Genomic DNA, 20916 nt, shown 5'->3' with positions numbered 1-20916 from the left:
CTCTCTCTTTTTGGGGTGGGAATGCGGTGGGGCTGCGGGCGGCTTCAGGTCACCCGCAGGCCGGCGAGGGTCGGGTCTTCGGGCGGGTAGCGCAGGTTCAGTGCTTTGAGGGTGTCGCGCACCAGGGTGGCGATCATCAGGTTGCGGTGGGTTTTGGAGTCGGCAGGCACCACCGTCCAGGGCGCCCACGGCGTGCTGGTTTCGTTCAGCAGCACCTCGTAGGCGCGCTGGTAGTCGTCCCATTGCTTGCGGTCATCCAGGTCGCCCCGGCTGAATTTCCAGTGTTTGTCCGGGTCGTCGATGCGGTCTTGCAGGCGCTGGCGCTGCTCATCTTTGCTGATGTGCAGCATGCACTTGAGGATCACGGTACCGGTCTCGGCCAGCATGCGCTCGAAGTCGTTGATGTGGGCCAGACGCTGGCGGGTTTGCTCGGGGGTGATCCAGCCATTGACCACCGGCACCAGCACGTCTTCGTAGTGACTGCGGTTGAACACCATGATCTCGCCTGCCCCAGGCACTTTCTGGTGAATGCGCCACAGGTAGTCGTGCGCGCGCTCGGATTCGGTCGGGGCTTTCCAGCCCACGGTGTGCACGCCCAGCGGGCTGCAGCGTGAAAAAACGCCGCGCACTGTGCCGTCTTTGCCCGACGTGTCGGTGCCTTGCAGCACCAGCAGCAGCTTGTGGCGCCCGTCGGCATAAAACAGGTTTTGTAACCGGTCCAGTTGCTCGGCGATGGTTTGCACGGCACCTTGATCGGCCGCTTTGCTCCCGCTGGAAAAGGGCTTGGCGCCCGGGTCAAACGAAGTCAGGGGCACGGCCTTGTGACCGTTGCCGTTTTTGTCCGTCCAGGGTGGCACTTGCCAGCTGTGCCACAGGCTGCCTTTGGTCGCCTGAATGGCCGCAGGGGGAAACGGCAGGGCGGGGCGTTGGGCTTCGCTGGTGTTGGACATGCGTTTCGTTGCGGGTGTGTGGCGTCGTGGCCCGAGGGCACATGCCCCCAATAGGGGGTTTTTCGTTGACGTTTACGTAAACGTTAATGGTAACCCGGTTTGGCGAAAAAGGGGACCCAGCGCACGCGCGGCGCAAGGCACCCACTGTGCACCATCCCGCTCGGAAAAACCACCGCATTAAAATATTTGATGGGGTATGTTTGAGTCCAGCAAAAGCCCGTCAGAGCGTGCAAAACCCCGCAACCAGGAACCACCATGACCACCGTACACGACCCCGAACGCAAACGTGCCCTGGTGCTGCGCCTTAAGCGTGTTGAGGGGCAGTTGCGCGGTATCCAGAAGTTGATCGAGACCGATGCCGACTGCGAGAAAGTGGCCCAGCAGCTGGCCGCAGCCCGCAAGGCACTCGACAAAACCTTTTTCACCATGGTGGGCTGCGTCATTGCGCAAGGCGACGTGCCGCCCGATGATGTGGCCGATATGCTCGCCCGCTTTTCCTGAGCCTGCACTGGGCTTTAACCGAGACTTTGACGGAGCCGCCATGAACCCCATCCAGCTTTTCGACCCCGCCTCCAGCACCTACACCTATGTGCTGTTTGACCAGGCCACTCGCGACGCGATCATCATCGACCCGGTGGACGAGCAGCTTGAGCGCGACCTGGCCATGCTGCGCGAATATGGGCTCAAGCTGGTCTGGGCGGTGGAAACGCACGCCCACGCCGACCACATCACCAGCGCGGGCAAGCTGGCCGAGCTGGCGGGTGCCAAAACGGCGGCGCCTGTGGGGTGCGGTATTGGCACGGCGGGTGTGCAGCTGCAACACGGCGACACCTTGCGCTTTGGGGACCAGACGCTGAGCGCCCTGCACACGCCCGGCCACACCGCCGGCAGCATGAGCTTTGTCTGGCAAACCCCCGAAGGGGGCCATGTGTTCACCGGCGACACCTTGCTCATCAACGGTTGCGGCCGCACCGATTTCCAGTCGGGCAGCGCCCACGACCTGTACCAAAGCCTTACGGCGGTGCTGTTTGCGCTGCCGGACGCCACCACGGTCTGGCCAGGGCATGACTACCAGGGCCGCACGCACTCCACCATTGGGCAGGAAAAGGCCAGTAACGCCCGCGTGGCCGGCAAGACCGAGGCCGAGTTTGTGGCCATCATGGACGCGCTGGGTCTGCCCAAGCCCCGCCGCATTGACGAAGCGGTGCCGGCCAACCTCACGTCCGGCATCCGGCACGACGCCGACGGCGCCTTGCTGATGCAGCCGCGCCCGGCGTCTGGCGCCCACGCGGGTTCGTATGCTGGCGATGTGTCGCCCCAGCTGGCCTGGCAATGGAAGCAATCGGGCGAAGCGGTGCTGGTAGATGTGCGAACCGATGCCGAGCGCGAGTGGGTCGGTTTTGTGCCGGGCGCCGTGCCGGTGGCCTGGAAGCAGTGGCCCGGCATGGCCCTGAACCCGCAGTTCGACGACGCGGCGCGCCAAGCCGCCGCCGGCGGGAAAAAGCTGGTGCTGTTGTGCCGCAGTGGGGTGCGGTCTATCGCTGCCGCCAAGCGGGCAACCGAGCTGGGGCTGGAAGCCTACAACATTCTGGAAGGCTTTGAGGGCGACCCCGATGCCAGCGCCCAGCGTGGGCACAAGGGTGGCTGGCGCCACCACGGGCTTCCCTGGCGCCAAAACTGAGGCGCCCCGAAACCGTTCGCTGTTGCTTTTTGGCGCAGCCCGTCGGCAAGGCCGCACCAAACTTGAGAGAAAAGCGTAGCGACCCCTGTCAAGGTTGACAGGGGTCGTGCATTTTTTCACGCATTTCTTTTTTCAATGGGGTTTTCTTTTCCTTAAGGAGAACTCCATGGACCTGCTTGAACTGACCCGCGAAAAAACACCGATCAATCCTGCACTGTCGGCGCATTTGCAAGCGCGTATTCAGCGTGAATTCACGACCCGATGGGACACATTGTGGAGTGGCCGTTCGCTTCTGCATGGCCGCGAAGCCGGGCGTGATGCGGTTCGCCTGAACGGGAATGACTATCTAAGTCTGACCGGGCATCCCCAGATTATTCAAGCGCAGACCAACGCCATCAAGACGGATGCAGAGTTTGTGATCCAGTCCGGCGTGTTTTTGCTTGATGCGCATCCAGCCAGGAGACTTGAACTCAGATTGGCGGGGTTTCTCGGTAAGGAGGATGGGCTTATCTGTCAGTCTGGGTATGCAGCCAACCTGGGTCTGCTGCAGTCTATTGCTGACGACAAGACCACCATCTACATGGACAGTCTGGCTCACACTTCGTTGTGGGAGGGCGCGCGCCGCGCTGGGGCTTGTGCACATCCCTTCCGCCACAACGATTCTCAGCATCTGGATCGTTTGATCAAGCGGCACGGGCCAGGCCTGGTGGTGATCGATTCGGTTTACAGCACCACGGGCGCTGTATGCCCACTGGAAGCCGTTGTGGAGGTGGCGGAGCATCGCAATTGCATGATTCTTGTAGATGAGTCCCATTCTTTGGGCACCCATGGCCCAGAGGGTGCAGGCTTGTGTGCCGCATTGGGTTTGAGTGATCGAGTTCACTTCATCACTGCCAGCCTGGCCAAAGCCTTCGCTGGGCGGGCTGGATTCCTCACGGTGCCAGCGGCCATGCGCAACTATGTGTTGAGCACAAGCTATCCCAATATGTTTAGCTCGTGCCTGCTCCCCCACGAGATCGCCGCTTTGGATGCTACGCTGGATGTCATCAGGAGAAGTGAAGCCGAGCGACAACACCTACATGCACACACCAGCGCGTTGCGCGAGTCCCTCACCAATCTTGGCTATCCCATTCATCAGGGTACCGAACAGATCATTGCCTTGGAGGCAGGGACCGAGCCCGACACCATGGTGTTGCGCGACTTGTTGGAAGAGCGAAATGTTTTTGGTGCAGTGTTTTGTGCACCAGCTACCAGCCGCAACCGCACCATGGTTCGCTTGACCCTTCACGCGGCACTGACAGATGCCGAGCTGGATCACGTCACAGCTGTGGCGCGGGAAATTGCGCCACTGGTGAAACCGTGGGACTGGCCCATTGCGCGGCGCGCCCGGGCCGCAGGGCTCAACTGTCCTGGATGATGCGGGCGTCTTGCGCCGTCAGGAAGTGGCTGTAGGCATAAACGGGCTGCGGCAGATCTGCCGCATCGAGCACGAAGCAGGCAGCGTGCAAGCTGCCGTCGTTCCCCATGGGTAGGGTCGGTGCGATGCGCACCGGCCCTGCCAAGTGCAATTGCTGGTGCAGTTCAATGGCGGCCAGTTGTTGGCCGTTTTCGATCGAGCGCACCAGGTCAAAACCCAGCCCAGCCGAACCGGCGAGCTCAGCGAGATCGCTCAGGCCGCTGGCAGGCTCTAATTGCAGCCAGTGACATTCGCCTGCGGCGGTGAGCCCAAGCAGGCCAAAAGGCTCACCGAGCACCACGTATTCAACCCAGTGTTGCTCTGTGTAGGCTTGCAGCGCCTGCGACACCGATGGCACTTGCAGCAAGGACTGCTGAGCGGGCCGCAGCGCCGCCCGCCACAGCGTGTTGAGCCTCGGGTGTGCGGCTATTGAGAGCTTGCGCAACACGCTGAGTAGGTGGCGGGTGATGTCGGGATCTTGCTTGGGAACAAACTGGTCAATCAGACCGCTGTTGAAGGCCTTGACCGCCACTTGTTCGTCCGCTTGCCCCGTGAGCAAGACCCTTGAGCCCGGCCAGTCGAGCAAGGTGTCCAGCACATGCAAGCCATTGGTGCCGGGCATGGCGTAGTCTATCAAGCAGGTTTTGGCCAGCGCATAGCGCGAGGGCGTGGTGGCCCAATAGTGCAGTATTTGCGGCATGAGTGGCTGGCCCTGGCGCCAGCGATCGATCATGTGCAGCTGGGCAGCGGCATCGGCTTCCCAGCGGGCGGGCTCTTCACGCATGCGCTCGGCAAACCCCGATGGGCGTGAAAACAGCTCAACGCGCCACGTTTCTGGCACCACCATGCCGAGCATGTCCAGGTAGTCCGGGTCGTCGTCCAGAAACAAAATGCTGCCGGGACGTTGAAAAAGAGAAATCGTCAGTGCCATCAGGAAATAAGCCGGGTACGTGGGTTTTCAGAGCGGGGTGGTGGTCAAAATGCGCTCAGCATTCAGGGGCAGATCGATCATGAACACGGCGCCCAAACCCGGTTCGGAATGCACGCTGAGCGTGCCATGGGCCGCTTCGACGGCGTTTTTGCAGAACGTGAGTCCAAGGCCGCTGCCTGCGCCGCGTTGGGTGGAAAAGAAGGGTTCGAAGATCCGGTGTTGTTCCGCATGGGCAATGCCCACGCCGTCGTCAGAGACGGCGATGCGGCCCCTACCATGGTGCAGACCCACTTCCAGCCGCAGGTCGCCTGGGCTGGGTGCGATGCTGGTAGAGGCCAGCGAGTGCAAGGCATTTTTCAGCAGGTTTGTCAGCACCTGGGCAAACAGCGGGCGCGAGCCTACAAAACAGAAGTCTTGCTGTATGTGAATGCGAACACAGTCCCTCTCGCGGGTAGACCGGTAGGGGTAGCCACTAACCACTTCCTGGACCAATTCGGCCGCCATGATGGCGTCCTGTTCGCTGGGCAGGCGCATCAGTTGTGCGTTGGAAATCTGGGTGTCGATCTGGCGGTTCATGCTGCGCACCAGGCTTTGCAGACGGGTGGACAGCTCGTCAATTTTCTTGCGTTTGGTTTCAGGAAGGTCGTGCTTGGCCAGCGTGCGGAGCACATCGCCCATGAGGTTCACTGTGGCCAGGGGCGTGCGCAGTTCGTGTGCCATGACCCCCATGGTGCTGAGTGTGTTCAGAAGGCGGGTTCTTCGAAGGTTGGCGCTGGACGCCCCGAGCAATATCGCCGATACCCAGGCAAATACCAGTACAACCAGTTGGTCCGATCCAGTCGCGGGGCTGTGCGCCGTTGCCACTTCCGGGTTGGCGAGCCAATAGCTTAGGACGATACCGACAACTGCACCCAGTGTCGCCAGTCGCCAGTCGGTCAGGTGGTAATAAATGACCAGCATGCTCGCCATGCTGGCGAACCACACGGCGTTCCCATTGTTCATCCAGTACATCCAGGAAAAGAACAGTGGAAGTTGAAGCCAGCTGGAGGCAACGAAGACACCCGTCGTCAGCCGGGATGTTAGGTCGCGATTGATTGGGTTGAGTAGCAAAGGAATACCTAAGCAGGCAATGCCGCACCGCAACGCAACGTTCTCATAGGGTTGGGGCATGGCAACACCCCAAATCCATGCGAAAGCCAAGTGCCCAAAAAGCGTGAATGTACCCAGCCACTGGAGGCGTTCCCGCGATGGATGCAAAATAGGCTCTAGCGGTGCGTGAACGACTTCGTCCAGCAGCCACCGCCAAAGGCGCGCTTTAGCGCTGTGGAACCTCAACCGGTCCAGGGGCACTATGTTTTCCTTCCATCATTCAATGGCGCCCGTTTGTGCTGTGCACATCGAGCAACTGGGCATTGTCCATACAACCGCACACAGCCGCCATGACTTTGCCTGTCAACTTTGACAGCGTGGGTGTCGACGCTGTCTTGGCCGACTGGGTGAGCGCCCTGAGCGACCAGGGGGTGGAGTCGGTGCTGGTGCTGGGGCCCAACCCGCTGGGCGGTGCAGACGACCGCGAGGTGCTGGCTGTGCATCCGCCGCGTTTGCTGGGGCCCGCCCAGGCGCTGGCCGAGAGCCGCGACTTTGGCGCCAGCTGGCGTGACAGCGATGCGCCGTTGGTGGCCTGGCAGGACATTTCCAAGGCGGCCCTGGACCCGACCAGTCGCTGGCGCCGGCTGTGGCTGGCCCACGGTTACCAAACCCTGGTTCGGGTGGCTTTTACCCTGCCGGCTGGTCGCTCGTTTGAGTGTTTTTTGTTCAGCCCGCGCATGTTTGCAGGGCGCGCCGAAGCGGCTACGCTGGCCTGGTCGGCATTCAATATTTGGCCCATGCTGCGCCGGGCCATTGCCGAGCAGCGTGTGAGCCTGAGCCCGCGCGAGCAGGAAAGCCTCAACCTGGCTTTTGAAGGCCTCACCGCCCGCGAAACGGCGCTGCGTATGGATTGCTCGGAGCGCACCGTGAACTACCACCTGGCCAATGCGATGGCCAAGCTCCAGACCGACAACAAGCTAGCCGCCGTGCAACGGGCCTGCTGGATCGGGCTTATCTGATCTGATCTGGTGAGGGCGCTTGCGGTGTCCATGCTGCACCGCCGCAAGACCGCCCGCCGCGCATGGTGATAATGCGCGCATGACTTTTTTGGCCCTCGACGTTGGCAATACCCGCTTGAAATGGGCTCTGTATGACGCACCCTGCGCTGGCGCAAGGCTGCTGGCACACGGGGCGCAGTTCCTTGAAAATATTGAAAAGCTGGCCGAAGGCGACTGGTGCGACCTGCCCGCACCGCGCTGGGTGGTGGGTTGCGTGGTGGCGGGCGACGCCGTCAAGCGGCGTGTGCAGGAGCAGCTGGAGCTGTGGGACGTTGCGCCGCAGTGGGTGGTGTCCAGCAGTGCCGAAGCGGGGCTGGTCAATGGTTACGACCACCCGGCGCGGCTGGGTTCGGACCGCTGGGTGGCCATGATCGGTGCGCGCCAGCGGGTGCTGGCCGCAGGGCCTTCGCGGCCCTGTGTGGTCGTGATGGTGGGCACCGCGGTCACGGTCGAGGCCATTGACGCCGAAGGCTGCTTTCTGGGTGGCATCATTTTGCCGGGCCACGGCATCATGCTGCGGGCGCTGGAGTCAGGCACGGCCGGGCTGCACGTGCCCACCGGCGAGGTGCGCGACTTCCCCACCAACACCAGCGACGCGCTCACCAGCGGCGGGACCTTTGCCATTGCCGGCGCGGTGCAGCGCATGGTGGAAAACCTGCGCCAGCATTGCGGCGCCGACCCGGTGGTTTACATGACCGGTGGCGCCGGCTGGAAGATGGCGCCCAGCATGTCCACCCAGGTGGAGCTGGTTGACAGCCTTATTTTTGATGGTTTGCTGGAGATCGCGGACCGGCGGCTGCTGGCCATCTGAAACGCCTCAAGCGCGTCAGCCCGGCTCGGCCGCCTCGCCCCAGGGCAGCATCAGCGTCAGGGTGAGCAGCCGGGCAAATTCTGGGTGAAACTGGTCAATGATGCGTTGGGGCTCGGGGCACAGCGTGCTGTCGGCAATGACGCCAAACTGCACACCGCCGCCGTAGCTCAGGATGGACACGCCCAGGCCTACCGTGCCCGTTTGCGGCACCCAGAACATGGTTTGCTCCAGCGTGGAGCCACACAGTTTCATTTTGCCCACCGGCCCGGGCACGTTGGTCATCACGGCCGTGGTCTTGCGGCCGAACAGGCTCAGCAGCGCGTCTTGTGCGGGCTTCACCAGCAGCCCTGCCACCGACAGCAAACCAAACGTCAGCAGGGGTTGCAGGCTGCCCTTGAGGCTGTTCATGCGCGAGCGCACAGCAAACACCCGCTCGACCGGGTTGTCGGTGCCAATGGGCAGCACCAGCGGCACCAGCCCAAACCGGTTGCCCAGCTTCCAGGCATCTTCCATAGGGCGCAGGTTGATCGGCACCATGGCGCGAATTTCTTGCCCGGCGGGGTCGTCGCCCATGGCCCGCAAGTAGTTGCCAAGTGCGCCGGCCACACAGCTCAGCAGCACGTCGTTGACCGAGCAGTTCAACGCCTTGCCGATGGCTTTCACCTCGTCCAGCGGGATCGGCTCGCACCAGGCCACCCGCTTATGTTGGCCGGGCTGACCCTTGAGCCGGGTCGGCGAGTCGTCGGGCATCAGCGCCAGTGCAGCCAGATCGCTGGCGAGCTGGCCGCCCATGCGGGCCAGGTCCATGGCCTGGGCCAGCGTGTCACTCAGGCCTTGCTGCGGCGCGGCCAGCAGCGAAAGCGATTTGGCCGCGCCACCACCGGCCACTTCCAGTGCCCGGGCGGTCAGGTCGCCCAGTGGGCGAATCAGGGTGTCGGCTACCCAGCCTTCGGCGCCTTCCAGCCCCGTGCGGCTGGGCTGTTTTTTCTTGCGTTGCGGGGGCAGGGCGCCGCCGTCCACCAGGCTCATCATGACGCTGATGAGCGCGATGCCATCTGCAATGCAGTGGTGAATGCGCGCGATCAAAGCCGAGCCGCCGCCGTACTGCTCAACCAGCTCAAACCGCCACAGCGGGTGGTTGTGGTCCAGCGGCTGCATGGCGAGTTCGGCCACCCGCGCTTGCAGGGCGTCTTGCTCGCTTTGGTCGCGTTGGCGTGTCAGCGTGTGGCTCACCACATGGCGGCTGAGCTGGAAGGCGGGGTCGTTCAGCCAGTGCGCGCCGGCGGCGTCCTGGCGCGCGATTTGCACAAAGCGGCGGTAAGGCAGCATGCGTTCGCGCACCCGCTCGCTCAAGGCCGCGTGGTCGATGCCGGGCCGCAGAATCCACACCCCCACGATCATCATCAGGTTGGATGGCGAGTCCATGCGCAGCCAGGCGGTGTCGACCTTGCTCATGCGCTCGCCTTCCAGCCCCAGGGTGGCAGCCAGCGCTTGCATGGCACCGGGTAGCGCAGGCGCGCCGGGTTTTGCGCTCGGTGTGGCCAGGCGACCCGATGGGGCCTGGGCTTTGGCTGCTGGGGCAACGCGCTGAACCATGTCATCTCCTGCTGCCAGCCCTGCGCGGCGCCACCGGACGGTGGGCCGGAGCGCGGCGGGTTGTGGGTGTTGGCGTCTATTTTGCCGACAAGGCTGCCCGTAAGATACCGGGCTGGCCCTGATGCGTTGAGCGTTTTTTGTTCACCTGCCCGACGCCCTTTTAACTATCTGGAGAAACCGCATGTCCGACCTTCAAACCCGTTTCGATGCCGCCGTCGCCAACTCCAAGAACCTGACCGAGCGCCCGGACAACGCCACGCTGCTGAAGCTCTACGCGCTCTACAAGCAAGCGAGCACCGGCGACAACGCCGAGAAAAAACCCGGCTTCAGCGACATGGTGGGCCGCGCGAAATGGGACGCCTGGAACAGCCTGAAAGGCACCGCCAGCGAGGCGGCGATGCAGCAGTACGTGGACCTGATCGAATCGTTGAGCTGAACGGCCACGCGCCAGCTTCTGCGTTCAACAGCCCCGTTGTGGGGCTATTTTTTTTTGCGCACGGCGGGCTTTTTGGCCGCCAGCAACTGGTCGAGGTTTTTCACAATCTCACCTTCAATGCGCTCTTTGAACGCGCCCAGCAGAAAGCCCAGCTTGGCGTCCAGTTCAAAGTGGTCGGCTGATACCCGCAGCGTGCCATGGACGCCAGTGCGGGCAAACTGAACCTCGTCTACAGCGTCACCCTCTTCGTAGGTGCAGCTCATGTCGAAGTCGGCTTCGGCCTGTTCGGCCCATTGCCAAGCGACCTTGCGCGCGCCGCTCAGGCCCAGGTGGTGGTCGCGTCGAATGTGAATGTCTGCCATGTCGGGTTCCGTTGAGCTGGGGTTCAGGGGCGAACTGATTGCGTGATGGTGACGGGACTCAACCGCCCCAAGGCCGCATGCCGCGCCGCTTTGGGCTGTGCCGCCAAGGCGTTTACCGCATCATAGAACCGGTTGAATTCCTGGCCCTCGCGTTCAAACAGCGCGGTGAACGCTGGGACCAGTTCGTCGTAAGCCGCCTGGGCGCCAAAGCTGGCGTTGTTGGCCCGCGCCACCCAGGCGTCGTAACCCGCGTAGCCGCCCCAGCGGGTTTTGATCGCTGCGTAGTCGCGCCGGAAAGCGGTCATCACCTCGGCTTTGCGGCGCAGCTTTTCTGCGTCATCCCATTGGCTGTTGCTGTAAATGCCCTGCAGTTGCCCGCGCACCACCCGCGTGAGGGCGCGAAACTGTTGCCGCCGTTCGTCAAATACCCGGTAGGTTTCGCGGGCGTTTTCGCTGGCCTCTTGGGCCAGCCAGCGAGCGCCGCCCAGACGCTCTACCGCCGTGGCAAACGACTCGTTGAACACGGTGTCGTTCTTGGCGTACACCACCTGGTGTGCCAGTTCGTGGAACAGCAGGCGCGCCAGCTCCCCTTCGGGGGAGCCGATGAAGGTGTTGAGCAGCGGGTCGCCTCCGGCCCAGTTCATCCAGCCCAGCGTGGAATAGGCGGGTACCGGGTACACCGTCACCTCCAGTGTGTCGGGCAGGCTGCGTGCAAAAGCCTGTGCGTCGGCCTCGCTGAAATAGCCCTTGTAGCCCACGCATCCCGCCACGGGAAAACACCAGGTTTGCAGCGTCAGCGACAGTGCCGGGGCTGCGACCACGTTGTACACCGCCGCGCGGCGCTGCAGGTCGGCATAGCGGTGGTAGCTGGCGTTGTCGGGCAGGCCTAACGCGTTCACTGCAAAAGCACGCATGCGCTGGGCCCTTTGCAGGCGCTCTTTCAGGGTGTCGGGGGTTTGCGCGTCGTCGATCCAGTCTTGCACCGGCCGGGCGGCCTGCATCAGGCTCAGATGCCCGGTCACCGATTGCCAGTAGTAGCCCACACCCAGTTCGGGGCTGGCGCAGCCCGTCAGGCTGAACGCAAGTACCAGGGCGGCGGTGCGCAGGCGCATCAGGTGCTTTCGGGCAGCCCGGCCACTTCAACCAGGCAGTCGTAAAACACCGGGCCGTTGCCCATGTCGGTCAGCTTCTGGCTGGTGAGTTCGTTCACGTTGGTGCCAGACGGCCCCAGCTTGCGCCACCACACGCCCAGCCCGTTGACCACGCCCGGGCGGGCGCGCGCGCTCACCTTGACCTTGCATCGGTATTCACCGCGGTCGTTGAACACGCGCACCAGGTGCCCGGTCTGGATGCCGCGCGCCAGTGCGTCGTCGGCGTGCATCTCCAGCAGCGGCTCGCCCTCCATGTCGCGCAAGCTTTTCACGTTGACAAAGGTCGAGTTCAGGAAGTTACGCGCCGGGGGCGAGATCATGGCCAATGGAAAGCGGGGGCTGCTGCCTGCGGTTTCAAAGTTGGGCAGGTGGTCGGGCAGACCGTCTTGGCCCTGAGCGGCCAGCCTGGGGCTGAAAAAAGTGCAGCGACCCGAGGGAGTGGGAAAGCCGCCATGGGCAAACGGTGCGTCGGGCAGGGGCAGCGTGGCGTAACCGTGTTCCAACAGCGTCTCAAAGCTCACCGCGTCGCCAAAGGCGGTGCGGCACAACTGCAGGTCATCGTCCGCAAAGCACGGGTCGTCAAAACCCATGCGCGTAGCCAGCGCGCGAAAGATGTCGGTGTTGGTGCGCGCCTGGCCCAGTGGGGCGATGGCAGGGCGGTTGAGCAACACGTCGGTGTGGCCGTAGCTGGCGTGGATGTCCCAGTGCTCCAGCTGGGTGGTGGCCGGCAAGATGTAGTCGGCGTAATCGGCCGTATCGGTCTGAAAATGTTCCAGCACCACGGTGAACAGGTCGTCGCGAGCGAAGCCTTGCACCACCTTGCCCGACTCGGGCGCTACCGCTACCGGGTTGCTGTTGTAGACGATCAGCGCCTCGATGCGCGGGCCGAAATCGGGCGACGCTTCGCGCAGCAGGTCGTTGCCAATGGTCACCATGTTGATGGTTCGCGGTGTGCGGCCAGCCAGCAAATCAGGCCGGTGCAGCGCCGCCCGCTGCACCGGAAAATGCCCCGATGCCGACAGCAGCAAACCACCCGCCCGGTGGCGCCAGGCGCCCACCAGCGCTGGCAGACAGGCCACGGCGCGCACCGCGTTGCCACCGCCGCGCACGCGCTGCATGCCGTAGTTGAGGCGAATGGCCGCCGGTTTTGTGGTGCCGTAGGCGCGCGCCAGGTCGGTGATTTGCTGCACCGGCACACCGCACACGGCGGCCGCGCGCTCAGGGGGCCATTGCAAAGCACGCTCGCGCAGACCTTCCCAGCCCTCGGTGTACTGCGCAATGTAGTCGTGGTCCAGCCAGTCGTGCTGTATCAGTTCGTGCATCAGCGCCAGCGCCAGAGCGGCGTCGGTGCCGGGACGCAGCGCAATGTGTTCGTGGCACTTCTCGGCCGTTTCGCTGCGCCGTGGGTCAATGCACACCAGCCGCGCGCCGTCGCGCTTGGCTTGCTGCGCCAGCCGCCAGAAATGCAGGTTGCTGGCTATGGAGTTGCTACCCCAGATGACGATGAGCTTGGACTCGGCGAAGTGCTCCACCTTCATGCCTACCTTGCCACCCAGGGTGTTCATCAGGCCCTCGGCTCCGGCCGATGCGCAAATGGTGCGTTCCAGGTGCGCAGCCCCCAGGCGGTTGAAAAAGCGCGCAGTCATGCCTTCGCCCTGCACCAGGCCCATGGTGCCCGCGTAGCTGTAGGGCTGGATGGCCTGCGGGTCGCGCGCTGCAATGGCTTTCAGGCGGGCAGCGATGTCGTCCAGCGCAGTGTCCCAGGCCACGGGCTCAAAGCGCCCGCTGCCTTTGGGCCCCACCCGCTTGAGCGGTTGCAGCAGGCGCTCTGGGTGGTAGCTCCGCTCGGTGTACCTGGATACTTTGGTGCACAGCGCGCCATCGGTGTGGCGGTGCGCCGGGTTGCCCTGAACGCGTATGGCCACGCCGTTTTCAACGGTGGTGATGAGCGCGCAGGTGTCTGGACAGTCGTGCGGGCAGGCGCCGCGCACGGTACCGCTCACCGGGCTCGTCGGCTGATGGGTGCCGGAGGTCGGTTCAGACATGGTCAAAACCGGTGGTTGTTGTAGGGTACATAAGTATTCATACCGGGGTCTGCCGCGCAGCAATCGGACAAAGAAAAACAGCATATCAGGAGATACCGTATGCGACGTCGTGAGGTCATTTCAAACGCGAGCACGCTTCTGGGCGCTGCGGCCATTGGGGCTTGGAGCAGCACCGCGCAGGCTCAAGGTGCCGGGGTGAGCGACACACGCATTGTGCTGGGCCAGTCGGCGCCGTTCAGCGGCTCGGCCACGCAGCTGGGCTTGCAATTTCACCTGGGCGCACAGTTGTATTTTGAAGATCTGAACGCCAAGGGCGGCGTGAACGGCCGCCGCATCGAGATCAGGCGGCTGGACGATGGTTACGAGCCCGAGCGCTGCGCGGCCAACACGAGACAACTCATCAGCGGCGATGTGTTTGCCCTGTTTGGCTACATCGGCACACCCACCAGCCTGGCAGCGCTGCCACTGGCAACGGCGGCCAAGGTGCCCTTTTTTGCACCCTTCACGGGCGCAGAGGCCTTGCGTGAGCCCTTCAACCGCTACGCCATTCATGTGCGGGCATCGTATTTCGATGAGACAGCGGCCATCGTGCGCCAGGTGACGGCGGTGGGCATCAAAAAAATGGCGGTTTTCTACCAAAACGACGCGTACGGCAAGACGGGTCTGGAGGGCGTGGCCCGGGCCTTGAAAGGCGTTGGTCTGGAGCCCGCTGCCCTGGGCACGGTGGAGCGCAACACCTCCGACGTGGAGCAGGCGCTCAAAACCATCATGGCGGTGAAGCCCGAGGCGATTGTGCAGATTGGCGCCTACAAGGCCTGCGCCACCTTCATCCGGCTTGCGCGCCGGCAAGGCTTCATCGGCAATTTTTACAACGTGTCCTTCGTGGGTACGCAGGCGCTCATGGACGAGCTGGGTGCCGAGGCCCGTGGCGTGGTCGTGAGCCAGGTGATGCCCTTTCCCTACGCCCCCGTGACCCGTTTGTCGGGTGACTACCTGGCCGCTTTGAAAGACAAGCGCGGTGTGGTGCCCAACTATTCGGGCATGGAAGGTTTCGTGGCGGCCAAGGTGTTTGCGGAAGCGGTGAAGCGGGCCGGGCGCGCGCTCACGCGCGAGGCTTTCATTGCCGCCATTCAGGGCATGCAAAACGTCAACCTGGGCGGCTTTCCGGTGGACTTCGGCCCCAATAAGCACACCGGCTCCAAGTTTGTGGAGCTGACCTTGCTGACCGAGGACGGCCGCATCCGCCGCTGAGCCTCATGCAGCCACCCGGCTGCTGTTGGGGGTGTCGCCCGCGGGGCGCAGGTATCTGCCGGGTCTTCGGTACCATGATTGTTTTTTCAACCTGGTGCCGGTCTGCGGCATTGAGAGGTGTCTATGCAACTGATCGACTCCATCCTGACCCAGGCGGCGGGCATTGCTGCTGTGCGGCGTGACATTCACGCCCACCCCGAACTCTGTTTTCAAGAAGTGCGCACCGCCGATGTGGTGGCCCAGAAGCTGGCCGAATGGGGCATTGAGGTGCGCCGCGGTCTGGGCACCACCGGCCTGGTGGGCATCGTGCACGGGCGCGATGGCGGCGCCTGCGGCCGCGCCATTGGCCTACGCGCCGACATGGACGCCCTGCCCATGCAGGAGCACAACACCTTTGCACACGCCAGCCAGCACGCAGGCAAGATGCACGCCTGCGGCCACGACGGCCACACCGCCATGCTGCTGGCGGCGGCACAGCACTTTGCCAAGCACCGCCATTTTGACGGCACGGTGTACCTTATTTTTCAGCCCGCTGAAGAGGGCGGTGGTGGCGCTCGCGAGATGATCAAGGACGGCCTGTTTGAGCAGTTTCCGATGGAAGCGGTGTTTGGCATGCACAACTGGCCCGGCTTGCGGGTGGGCACGTTTGCAGCCAGCACCGGGCCGGTGATGGCGTCGAGCAACGAGTTTCACATCGTCATACGTGGCAAGGGCGCGCACGCCGCGCTGCCGCACAACGGCATCGACCCGGTGCCGGTGGCCTGCCAGATGGTGCAGGCCTTTCAGACCATCATCACCCGCAACAAAAAGCCGGTGGACGCGGGCGTGATCTCGGTCACCATGATCCACACCGGCGAGGCCACCAACGTGGTGCCCGACAGCTGCGAGATCCAGGGCACGGTGCGCACCTTCACCTACGAGGTGCTGGACCTGATCGAGCGCCGTATGGGCGAGATCGCCCAGCATACTTGCGCCGCCTTTGGCGCCACCTGCGAATTCCAGTTCAAGCGCAACTACCCACCCACCATCAACCACCCGGTGGAAACCGCTTTTGCGCGGGCCGTGATGGCCGAGATTGTGGGTGCAGAGCAGGTGCTGGACCAGGAACCTACCATGGGTGCCGAAGACTTTGCCTACATGCTGCAAGAGCGTCCCGGCTGCTACGCCTTCATTGCCAATGGCGACGGCGCGCACCGCGAGATGGGCCACGGCGGTGGCCCCTGCATGCTTCACAACCCGAGCTACGACTTCAACGACGACCTGATTCCGCTGGGTGCCACTTTCTGGGTGCGCCTGGCTGAAAAATGGCTGGCCCAGCCCCGCAACGGGGCAAGCGCATGATCAGCCCGCAAGCCGCGTTTTCGCCGTCCTACGCCCGCGCCCGGGTGCAGTTTCTGGAAGGTGCGGCCACTGCGGGCATGTCGATCACCAGCCACAACCACCCGCTGCCCGGCCGCGACGGCGAAACCCTTGCCATGGATGTGGCGCTGGACGGTGCGCCCGATGCGGAGCGTTTGCTGATCGTCAGCAGCGCCTGCCATGGCGCTGAAGGCTATTGCGGTTCCGGCGTGCAGGTGTTTGCCGCGCACGACGCCGAATGGCGCGCGCACGCCCGCGCCGCCGGGGTGGCTGTGTTGTACATCCACGCGCTCAACCCACATGGTTTTTCATTTGTGCGCCGGGTCACCCACGAAAACGTGGACCTGAATCGCAACTTCCAGGATTTCAGCCAGCCGCTGCCCGAGAATCCGGCCTACGCCGAATTGCATGCCTTGCTGTTGCCCGCCGATTGGCCACCCGGGCCCGACAACCAGGCCGCCATTGACGCCTACGTGGCCACCCACGGCCTGTTGCGTTACCAGGCGGCGGTGTCGCAGGGGCAGCATGCGTTTGCCGACGGCCTGTTTTTCGGCGGCACTGCGCCCACCTGGAGCAACCTGACCCTGCGCCAGGTGCTGCGAAGCCAGGCGCAAAAGGCCCGCCGGTTGGCCTGGATCGACTTGCACACCGGCCTTGGCCCGAGCGGGGTGGGCGAGCGCATTTGTGCCTGCCGCGACGACCCCGCTGCACTGGCGCGTGCACGCCGCTGGTGGGACGGCCGCGGCCAGACGCCGGTCACCTCCATCTACGACGGCAGCTCCACCTCGGCGCGCCTGACCGGGCTCATGTGGGGTGCTGCCTACGAAGAATGCCCGCAAGCCGAGTACACCGGCATGGCTCTGGAATATGGGACCTTGCCAATCGATGAGGTGATCAACGCCCTGCGTGGCGACCACTGGTTGCACCAGCACCCGGATGCGCCGGCGGCGCTGCATCAGGCCATCAAGCAGCGCATGCTGGACACGTTTTATGTGAACACCGACACCTGGCGTGCGCAGGTGGTGGCGCAGGCCCGGCAGGCGCTGTTTCAGGCGGTGGATGGCTTGAGCGCGCCCTGACCAGCGAAACACCGCGCTACGTTTGCAGCGCCTGGCGCGCGGCTTCCACATACAGCCGCTCCATCGCATCCAGCGGCTCAAAGGCGGCGCAGCGTTCTTGCAGGCTCAGCGCCTGCGGGGCCGCACTCTCACCTTCCAACATCAGCAGCCCGTTGGCGTATTCGCCCAGCGTGGTGGGTGCGTCCGGGTTGAGCGCCATGGCCTGCTGGTAAAGGGCCAGCCCGGTGTCTTTTCGCGCGCCGTAGGTCATGCTGCCAATGAGACTGCCCACCTTGTCGATCACCTCGGCATGGAACGTGGCCAGCGCCAGATGGCCGTCTGCGTGGTGGGGCGCCAGCTGCAAGGTGGTTTCGAGCGCGGTCTTGACGCGCACGCCCAGCCCTTGTGCCAATGCCTTGGCCACGCTGATGCCCTGGCTGTAGCGGCCCAGTGCATAGGCCTGCCAATACCAGGCGCCGGCCAGTGCGGGGGCCTGCTGTTGCTGGGCCTCTGCCCGGCTGGCTGCGGTTTTCAGCAACAGCAGGCGCGCTTCTTCGCGGGGTTCGAGGTAGTTGGCGTAGATGCAGGTGGCCTTGTTGGCCACGGTGGTGCCCGCCGCGCCCAAGGCCAGGCCCGCCTCGTTGGCTTGCTGGAAGTCGCCGTTGTGAAACAGCGCCCAGGCCTGCAGCACGTCGGGCTCGGTCGGCAGGGGTTCCGCGTCGCCGCGGTGCAGGCGTGCCCAGTGGTCGGGCAGGCTCGCGGTATCGAAGCGGTAAGCGCCCGGATAGGGGAAAGGGGTCCAGAGGTGCATGGTGTGTGGCGCGGACCGGTTCAGGTGGGGGTGTTGTAAGCGCCCGTGAGCTGCAGCAGGTGCTGGCGCTGGCTGGTCTCCAGGTAGGGGGCCAACAGGTTGAGCACATGGTAAGCGCCGCGCATCAGCGCTTGCTGCGCGTTGTCGGTTTCCAGCGCGTTGCGGGGGTCGCGCACATATTCAAAGCTCAGCCAGTAGGTCAGCACCACCACCATGCAATGGGCTGTGGGCTCCACTTCGCGTGCGTCAACGTCTACCGCACCGCTGCGGCTCATGCCGGCCAGCAGGGCGCGGATGGCCCGGGTTTTGTTTTTCAGCACCGCCTGAAAGTGGGTTTCCAGCATCCGGTTTTTGGACAGCAGGTCGTTCAGGTCGCGGTACAAAAAGCGGTACGCCCAAATGGTTTCAAACAGCGAGTGCATGAAAAACCAGGCGTCTTCCACGTTGCGCACACCATCGCTGGCATTGAGCAGCTCGTTCAGTGAGCGTTCGTAGCGCTCAAACAGGGCGTTGATGAGCTCGTCTTTGGCCGGGTAGTGGTAGTACAGATTGCCGGGGCTGATGCCGAGTTCGGCCGAAATCAGCGTGGTCGACACGTTGGGTTCACCGAAGCGGTTGAACAGCTCGAGCGTCACCTCCAAGATGCGCTCGGCGGTGCGGCGAGGGGCTTTTTTGACCATGTGTCGTGTGTCCTTTGGCTCGCTCAGTGGCTGCGCGTTGGCTGTTTGCGCAGCCCGAGCTGGTGCTGCAGGGTGTCCAGTGTGTCGTGCAGCCGCAGGGTGGCCGATGCGCCTCGCCGCTTCTGCGCCTGGGCTCTGCGTGGCGCCGGCGGCAGCAGGTGCCGTGCGGGGTCGTGCAGCGCCACAGCGTCTATTTGCACGCCGTGTCGGGCCAGCTTCGGTGCCAGTTCGGCCTGGCGTTCGCTCAGCAGCTGCCGGGTTTGCTGGTACGCGTGTTCGGCCATTTCGCGGCGCTGGCGGTAGCTGAAGGTGTTGGCAAAAAACAGCTCCGCGTCGCGCTGGTCGGGTTCGATCAGCACGATGTCGCTCTCGGGGTAGGCGCGTTCGTAGTGCTTCAGCCCCAGCGCCAGCCGCGAATGGATCATGGAGCGAAAGGTCTGGCTCATCACCGCAGGCAAGCCGCCGTCGACCAGCGAGGGGATGCGTTTGGCGCTGCGCGGGTGCTCGCTGGCGTGAAACGGCACCAGCGGATTCAGGCACAGCAGCAGGCCCACACCCTCGTCCAGCGCCACGGTGGCGTGCAGGGTTTTCTTGAGTGCGCCGTCCACATAGTGTTTGCCGTCAATGGCAACCGGCGGGAACAGCCCGGGCAAAGCGGCGCTGGCCTGTATGGCCCGCGAAATGGGCACATGGTCCCAGCCGGGGCGGCCAAACGGCGCGGCGTCGCCGGTGTCAAGCTGGGTGGCCACCAGCGTCAGGCGCGCTCGCAACCGACGGAAATCGTTGCTGCGGCCCTCGCGGCTGAACAGGCGCTCAATGTGTTGGTGAATGCCCTCGTTGTCGAGCAGGCCGGTGGGCAAGGCCGCGCCCAGCCGCTCAAAGGCGGTGGTCAGCGGCTTGCCTTGCACGCCCCAGGCCCAAAGGGCGCTGCCCAACAGCCCTGGCACGCGTTGCAGGCGGTGGCCGAACTCGGCCCAGGCGGGCTTGAGCAACCACGAGGGGTCGAAATTTTCTTCATTGGGCCGGTCTTCAATGAACAGGGCGCAAAGTTGGCGCGGCGCCATGCCGTTGGCCAGCCCCGCAGCAATGAAGCCCCCGGCCGATACGCCCACGTAGTGGTCGCAGGCGTTGAAGTCCAGGCCTTGCAGGCAGTCGTCCAGGGCGCACAGCGCACCGATTTCGTAAATGGCACCCAGCGGCCCGCCGCCCGCCAGGGCCACCGCAATGCGGGGGCGCGCACGCCGTGTGGTGCGCTGGCGCGCAGCAGGCGCGTTGGAGCGGGCGGGGGCTTGGCGGGGTTGCATCATGCTTTCGAGTGTAGACCTCGGGTGTTCATAAAAGTGCTGCGGTGCAGCATGTTGAACGGGCGAAAAAAAGGGGCGTCAAGCGCCCCTGTTTGCATCCTGCGGCAAGCCGCTACGGGTTGGCTCAGGCAGCTTCCACCACCGGCTCAGCGGCTTTGCGGGGTGCGGCCTTGCGGGCCACTTTGGCTGCGGCTTTCACTGGCGCCTTCGCGGCCGGTTTCGCAGGGGTTTTTGCGGCCGTTTTGGCGGGGGCTTTCACGGCAACCTTGCGTGCAGCGGGTTTGGTCGTCGCCTTGACGGGTGCCTTGGCTACCGTTTTGGCCGGGGCCTTTGCGCCCATGCGGTGCACGGCCTCACTTAGGGTGTCGATCCGCTCCATCAGCGACTCAATATCGCGCGCTGAGGGCACGCCGAGCTTGTTCAGCGCCTTGGCCACACGGTCTTCAAAAATATTTTCCAGCTTGTCCCACTGGCCGGCGGCTTTGCTGGAGATGTCGGTGGCCATGTTGCTCACGCGGTTGGTGGCTTCGGAAATGCGTTCTTCGGCCACGGCCTGTGTCTTGCGCTGAATCGACAGACCCTCTTTCACCAGCGAGTCAAATGCCTTGCCGCCTTCTTCCTGGGCCTTGGAAAAAGCGCCCAGACCCGCCAGCCAGATCTGCTGTGCCGAATCTTTGATGGCGCCCGACAGGGGCGAGTTGAAGCTGGCTGCAGCGGCTTTTTTGTCGGTGCCAGATTTCTGAATTTTCTTGACCATGGTGAACTCCGAGGGATGCGTTGATGACGGGTGAGCAGGGCTGTTGGCCCTTGACGTGTTGTCAATGTAAGTCGGCAGCGGCCAGCCTGTGTAGGGGTGCGCAACTAAAGCCGCGATCCGGCGGTGCGCT

At 63.9% G+C, this 20916-nt stretch carries 20 protein-coding genes; 9 read left to right on the top strand and 11 right to left on the bottom strand.

Annotation, left to right across the window (positions count from 1 at the left end):
• Nucleotides 1–44 precede the first annotated feature (44 nt).
• On the bottom strand, nucleotides 45–950 hold the full coding sequence (locus tag ACTG4K_RS13420; protein ID WP_439114719.1) for a PPK2 family polyphosphate kinase: 906 nt from the start codon (nucleotides 948–950) through the stop codon (nucleotides 45–47).
• 255 nt (nucleotides 951–1205) lie between these two features.
• On the opposite strand from ACTG4K_RS13420, the gene ACTG4K_RS13415 reads away from it, so the two are divergent.
• From ACTG4K_RS13415 to cqsA, 3 genes are all read left to right on the top strand, one after another.
• Nucleotides 1206–1451, top strand: coding sequence for a metal-sensitive transcriptional regulator (locus ACTG4K_RS13415; RefSeq protein ID WP_304823040.1), 246 nt, complete (start codon nucleotides 1206–1208; stop codon nucleotides 1449–1451).
• Nucleotides 1452–1491: 40 nt separating this feature from the next.
• On the top strand, nucleotides 1492–2631 hold the full coding sequence (locus ACTG4K_RS13410; RefSeq protein WP_439114718.1) for an MBL fold metallo-hydrolase: 1140 nt from the start codon (nucleotides 1492–1494) through the stop codon (nucleotides 2629–2631).
• Nucleotides 2632–2797: 166 nt separating this feature from the next.
• Nucleotides 2798–4048 (top strand): alpha-hydroxyketone-type quorum-sensing autoinducer synthase, encoded by a 1251-nt coding sequence (gene cqsA, locus ACTG4K_RS13405; protein ID WP_439114717.1) that lies wholly within the window; start codon nucleotides 2798–2800, stop codon nucleotides 4046–4048.
• On the opposite strand, the gene ACTG4K_RS13400 is transcribed toward cqsA, so the two are convergent.
• Complete coding sequence (locus ACTG4K_RS13400) at nucleotides 4032–5018, bottom strand: response regulator (RefSeq protein WP_439114716.1); 987 nt, start codon at nucleotides 5016–5018, stop codon at nucleotides 4032–4034. The two genes, cqsA and ACTG4K_RS13400, sit on opposite strands and share 17 nt — an antisense overlap.
• Nucleotides 5019–5045: 27 nt before the next feature.
• Nucleotides 5046–6368 carry a sensor histidine kinase gene (locus tag ACTG4K_RS13395; protein ID WP_439114715.1) on the bottom strand — a complete coding sequence of 441 codons (1323 nt, stop codon included), beginning with the start codon at nucleotides 6366–6368 and terminating at the stop codon, nucleotides 5046–5048.
• A gap of 89 nt (nucleotides 6369–6457) precedes the next feature.
• Here ACTG4K_RS13395 and ACTG4K_RS13390 point away from each other — a divergent pair, with 89 nt between their 5' ends.
• A complete protein-coding gene (locus ACTG4K_RS13390) occupies nucleotides 6458–7126 on the top strand; it encodes a LuxR C-terminal-related transcriptional regulator (protein WP_439114714.1) in 669 nt (222 codons plus the stop codon).
• A gap of 79 nt (nucleotides 7127–7205) precedes the next feature.
• Complete coding sequence (locus ACTG4K_RS13385) at nucleotides 7206–7976, top strand: type III pantothenate kinase (RefSeq protein ID WP_439114713.1); 771 nt, start codon at nucleotides 7206–7208, stop codon at nucleotides 7974–7976.
• Between the two features lie 15 nt (nucleotides 7977–7991).
• Here ACTG4K_RS13385 and ACTG4K_RS13380 read toward each other — a convergent pair whose 3' ends face one another.
• Nucleotides 7992–9572, bottom strand: coding sequence for a wax ester/triacylglycerol synthase family O-acyltransferase (locus ACTG4K_RS13380; protein WP_439114712.1), 1581 nt, complete (start codon nucleotides 9570–9572; stop codon nucleotides 7992–7994).
• Between the two features lie 181 nt (nucleotides 9573–9753).
• Here ACTG4K_RS13380 and ACTG4K_RS13375 point away from each other — a divergent pair, with 181 nt between their 5' ends.
• Nucleotides 9754–10008, top strand: coding sequence for an acyl-CoA-binding protein (locus tag ACTG4K_RS13375; protein WP_439114711.1), 255 nt, complete (start codon nucleotides 9754–9756; stop codon nucleotides 10006–10008).
• 44 nt (nucleotides 10009–10052) lie between these two features.
• On the opposite strand, the gene ACTG4K_RS13370 is transcribed toward ACTG4K_RS13375, so the two are convergent.
• From ACTG4K_RS13370 to ACTG4K_RS13360, 3 genes are read right to left on the bottom strand one after another with little or no spacing between them, the layout of a single operon-like run.
• Nucleotides 10053–10370, bottom strand: a complete 318-nt coding sequence (locus ACTG4K_RS13370) for a polyhydroxyalkanoic acid system family protein (protein ID WP_439114710.1) — start codon at nucleotides 10368–10370, stop codon at nucleotides 10053–10055.
• 23 nt (nucleotides 10371–10393) lie between these two features.
• Complete coding sequence (locus ACTG4K_RS13365; RefSeq protein ID WP_439114709.1) at nucleotides 10394–11482, bottom strand: aminopeptidase; 1089 nt, start codon at nucleotides 11480–11482, stop codon at nucleotides 10394–10396.
• Nucleotides 11482–13566 carry a molybdopterin-containing oxidoreductase family protein gene (locus tag ACTG4K_RS13360; protein WP_439114708.1) on the bottom strand — a complete coding sequence of 695 codons (2085 nt, stop codon included), beginning with the start codon at nucleotides 13564–13566 and terminating at the stop codon, nucleotides 11482–11484. Before ACTG4K_RS13360 ends, ACTG4K_RS13365 begins: the two co-directional genes overlap by 1 nt.
• A 99-nt stretch (nucleotides 13567–13665) precedes the next feature.
• On the opposite strand from ACTG4K_RS13360, the gene ACTG4K_RS13355 reads away from it, so the two are divergent.
• The 3 genes from ACTG4K_RS13355 to ACTG4K_RS13345 all read left to right on the top strand — a co-directional run bounded on the left by ACTG4K_RS13355 (nucleotide 13666) and on the right by ACTG4K_RS13345 (nucleotide 17255).
• Nucleotides 13666–14817 carry an ABC transporter substrate-binding protein gene (locus ACTG4K_RS13355; protein ID WP_439114707.1) on the top strand — a complete coding sequence of 384 codons (1152 nt, stop codon included), beginning with the start codon at nucleotides 13666–13668 and terminating at the stop codon, nucleotides 14815–14817.
• Between the two features lie 123 nt (nucleotides 14818–14940).
• A complete protein-coding gene (locus ACTG4K_RS13350; protein ID WP_439114706.1) occupies nucleotides 14941–16158 on the top strand; it encodes a M20 aminoacylase family protein in 1218 nt (405 codons plus the stop codon).
• The gene (locus ACTG4K_RS13345; protein ID WP_439114705.1) at nucleotides 16155–17255 is read left to right on the top strand and encodes a M14 family metallopeptidase; all 1101 of its coding nucleotides are present in this window, start codon (nucleotides 16155–16157) and stop codon (nucleotides 17253–17255) included. The genes ACTG4K_RS13350 and ACTG4K_RS13345 overlap by 4 nt, the downstream gene beginning before the upstream one ends.
• 16 nt (nucleotides 17256–17271) lie before the next feature.
• On the opposite strand, the gene ACTG4K_RS13340 is transcribed toward ACTG4K_RS13345, so the two are convergent.
• From ACTG4K_RS13340 to ACTG4K_RS13325, 4 genes are all read right to left on the bottom strand, one after another.
• Nucleotides 17272–18045 carry a hypothetical protein gene (locus tag ACTG4K_RS13340; RefSeq protein ID WP_439114704.1) on the bottom strand — a complete coding sequence of 258 codons (774 nt, stop codon included), beginning with the start codon at nucleotides 18043–18045 and terminating at the stop codon, nucleotides 17272–17274.
• A 20-nt stretch (nucleotides 18046–18065) separates the two neighbouring features.
• Nucleotides 18066–18725, bottom strand: a complete 660-nt coding sequence (locus ACTG4K_RS13335; protein ID WP_439114703.1) for a TetR/AcrR family transcriptional regulator — start codon at nucleotides 18723–18725, stop codon at nucleotides 18066–18068.
• A 23-nt stretch (nucleotides 18726–18748) separates the two neighbouring features.
• Nucleotides 18749–20032: a patatin-like phospholipase family protein gene (locus ACTG4K_RS13330; protein ID WP_439114702.1), complete on the bottom strand. Its 1284-nt coding sequence runs from the start codon at nucleotides 20030–20032 to the stop codon at nucleotides 18749–18751.
• A 121-nt stretch (nucleotides 20033–20153) separates the two neighbouring features.
• Complete coding sequence (locus ACTG4K_RS13325) at nucleotides 20154–20786, bottom strand: phasin family protein (protein ID WP_439114701.1); 633 nt, start codon at nucleotides 20784–20786, stop codon at nucleotides 20154–20156.
• Nucleotides 20787–20916: the final 130 nt, after the last annotated feature.

Source organism: Hydrogenophaga sp., from assembly GCF_965657535.1.
GTDB lineage: Bacteria > Pseudomonadota > Gammaproteobacteria > Burkholderiales > Burkholderiaceae_C > Hydrogenophaga.
The sequence above is the reverse complement of the archived record's forward strand: the minus strand, read 5'-3'. Positions and strand labels throughout refer to the sequence as shown.